Annotated in this window: 3 protein-coding genes; 2 read left to right on the top strand and 1 reads right to left on the bottom strand. The window is 67.0% G+C overall.

The features are described from left to right. Nucleotides 1-137: 137 nt before the first annotated feature. Nucleotides 138-608, bottom strand: coding sequence for an SRPBCC family protein (locus A9X05_RS08810; protein WP_067754177.1), 471 nt, complete (start codon nucleotides 606-608; stop codon nucleotides 138-140). Nucleotides 609-748: 140 nt separating this feature from the next. On the opposite strand from A9X05_RS08810, the gene A9X05_RS08805 reads away from it, so the two are divergent. Beyond that, nucleotides 749-1,570, top strand: a complete 822-nt coding sequence (locus A9X05_RS08805; RefSeq protein ID WP_067780664.1) for a mycofactocin-coupled SDR family oxidoreductase — start codon at nucleotides 749-751, stop codon at nucleotides 1,568-1,570. A gap of 79 nt (nucleotides 1,571-1,649) precedes the next feature. Next, nucleotides 1,650-2,726, top strand: coding sequence for a hypothetical protein (locus A9X05_RS08800; RefSeq protein WP_067754182.1), 1,077 nt, complete (start codon nucleotides 1,650-1,652; stop codon nucleotides 2,724-2,726). Nucleotides 2,727-2,927: the final 201 nt, after the last annotated feature.

Raw genomic sequence — 2,927 nt, 5'->3', positions numbered from 1 at the left:
GCTGATCAGCTGGCCCGACAGCGTCAGGGACTGCGCCACACGGGAACCGGTGGCGACGGGCGCGGTCACGGATTCGATTTTGTCCACGGTGCAGCCACGAGAGGGCTCCCGATTTTGTTCACCCGCACGCAGAACCGTTATCCGGCGTAGCGATCCCGCAACTGAGCCAGCGTCGCTTCGATGCCGGCGGTATTCCCCTTCACCGCACCGATCAGCTGGTAGTAGTTCAGCGCATTCTTGACCGCACCGGCCCGGCTGTAGTCGAACGTCTCCGTGACCCGCGTCCGGCTCGGCGAAAGCGCCTCGAACTCCCAGCGCCACCGGTGCCCCAACGGATGACGCCATTCAACCAATTCGCCGGGTTTGAGGGCGGTCACCGTGCTGGTGATGCGATACGGCAGGCCGTACATCTTCATGTTGGTCGAAAACTTCGACCCCACAGCCATTTCCGCCGGAGCCTTGATGTTGGCTCGCACGGTACCCGAACCGTCCAACTCGCTGTGTCGCCGCGGATCGGCGGCCATCGCGTACAGCTCCGCGGCCGGCGCCGCCACTTCGACCGACCGGCTTACCTGCCGTGGACCCGCGTCGACAACGGTGACGGTCATAATCTTTCCTTTCGGCTGTCCGGCAGCGTCAGCTCGACGCTACGCTCGCCGAGTCGAATTCAGAACAGGGAAACGACCCGCCCTGCCAGGGACCGCATGGGCGTGGCGGAAGCCCCCGCCGAGAGGAGCCGAAACAACCCATGAATCAATCCATTTCGGGGAAGGTTGCGCTGATCACGGGCGCCGCGCGGGGGCAGGGCCGCGCGCACGCCGTACGCCTGGCCGCCGAAGGCGCCGACATCATCGCGGTCGACATCGCCGGGCCATTGCCGCCGAGCGTTCCCTACGATTCACCGACACCCGAGGACCTGGCGGAGACGGCAAGGCTGGTGAGCGCCAACGGCAAACGGGCGATCACCGAAGCCGTCGACATCCGCGACCTCCAAGCGCTCACCGCCGCCGTCGACAGGGCGGTGGGCGAACTGGGTCGCCTCGACATCATCGTCGCCAATGCCGGAATCTGCAGTCCCGCGCCGTGGGACCAGATCAGCGCCGAAGCGTTCCGCGACACCATCGACACCAACGTCACCGGGACCTGGAACACGGTGATGGCCGGCGCTCAGCACATCATCGACGGGGGCACCGGCGGCTCGATCATCCTCATCGGTTCCGCCGCGGGCATCAACATGCAGTCGTTCATGATCCACTACACGGCGAGCAAGCACGCCGTCGTCGGGATGGCACGCGCCTTCGCCGCCGAGCTCGGCAGGCACAACATCCGCGTCAACAGCCTGAACCCCGGCGCGGTGGCGACACCGATGGGCACCGGGCGCATGCGCGAAGCGCTGCACGCGGCCGCCGACACCTACCCGCACCTGCGGGGACTGCACAAGCCGCTACTGCCCGAGGGAATCGCCCAGCCGGAGGACATCGCCGACGCGGTCGCCTGGCTCGCCTCCGACCAGTCGCGGCTGGTCACGGCGACCCAGGTTTCGGTGGACATCGGCGTGGGCTACGTCTGAGGGTTTCCGCGCGGCAAAGCGCCCTTAGCCGCACCAAAAAGATTGCCGCTACCGCGTCAGGTCGATATGGTCGCTGCTCATGGGCGTGCTGAGCTTCGTCTGGCAACGTGTACTTGCCTTCGACCGACTTGGCGCGCGCATTCCCCAGCTAATCCAGACCTGGCTGACCGAGTTCTTCTTCGTGATGCCGTTGACGTTCTTCGTCGGCAAGGTGATCGATATCCGGGGCGCCATGGGCGTGCCCGGCACCGGCGAACGGCTCGACGGAACCTTCTGGGGAGCGCTCGTGGTGTCGCTCGTCTTCGGATTTTTCTTCGTCCGCTCGCTCGTGCGGCCGCGGATTGTGCAGGGGTCGTGGACACCGACGGTGCACGCCGATGTCGGGCCGGTGACCGTCTACGGGGGTAACCCCGCCTGGCGCGTGACCTATCCGTACCTGACCAGTCACCCGTCGTACGCGCTGCTCCTGCTGATCACCGCCCCGATCCCCGCCGTCATGTGGGCGGCCACCGCCAACCAGGGCGACAGCACGTTCTACTGGCGGGTGTGCGGCATGGCCGGCCTGACGATCCTCGCGGTCATGGCGCTGGCGCGGGTATTGGCTTGGTACGTCTTTCGATTCGGACGCCGCCGGCTCGACACGCAGCTGCGCGGCCTGGCGATCTCGCCACGCCGGCTCGGCTGGGAAATCCCTTGGAAGCCCGTCTTGGTCCTGGTGCTCTTGATGTACGCCATCGTCTGCGTTCCGTTGGGTGGGCTCTGGCTCAAGGAGCAACGAACGATCGCGGCCCTGCCGGTCGTCACCGTCGCCGACACCCAACATGCGGGCGAATACCGCAGGGTGAAAGGCGCCGTCGCCTCGGCGCCCGTCTACTGGGCGCCGCTAGGCCGGGGCCGTGGCGGCAACAACTACGCCGGGGCCGGCGTGCTGGTGACGCTGGCCACCGGCGGGGAGGCGCTGATGCTCGCCGATTCGATGGCGGTCCCGGACTTCAAGGGCATGATGGCGCGCGTCCACGACGGCGAGCTGACGGCCACCGGCAAGGTGATCGACGCCGTCACGGCCGACCAGCGCAAGTACTACGGCTTCGACGAGGGCGCGTTTCCGGCGCCCCCTGCCACGGGTCGGGTGCTGCTGTTGTTGTCCCAGCCCTGACGTCCCGTCCCGTGATCCGGCAGAATCGTGCTGCCACCAGCGTACGAACCCACTCATGATGGAGGTGACGCCCGAAGGTGTATCGCCATCGGGTATCCACCCGAGGCATCCACCGGAAGGAGGACCATGGTCACCAGCGAATACCGGGTCGACGGGATGAGCTGCGGCCACTGCGAGTCGGCCGTGCGGGACGAGGTCGGC

It is taken from the genome of Mycobacterium sp. E3298, from assembly GCF_001666895.1.
Taxonomy (GTDB): Bacteria; Actinomycetota; Actinomycetes; order Mycobacteriales; family Mycobacteriaceae; genus Mycobacterium.
Note: the sequence above shows the minus strand (reverse complement) of the source record. Positions and strands in the feature narration are given on the sequence as shown.

Excerpts from the sequence above, each read along its gene's own strand:
- A9X05_RS08810 (WP_067754177.1), bottom strand. The coding sequence starts at position 608 with ATGACCGTCACCGTTGTCGACGCGGGTCCACGGCAGGTAAGCCGGTCG.
- A9X05_RS08805 (WP_067780664.1), top strand. The coding sequence starts at position 749 with ATGAATCAATCCATTTCGGGGAAGGTTGCGCTGATCACGGGCGCCGCG.
- A9X05_RS08800 (WP_067754182.1), top strand. The coding sequence starts at position 1,650 with ATGGGCGTGCTGAGCTTCGTCTGGCAACGTGTACTTGCCTTCGACCGA.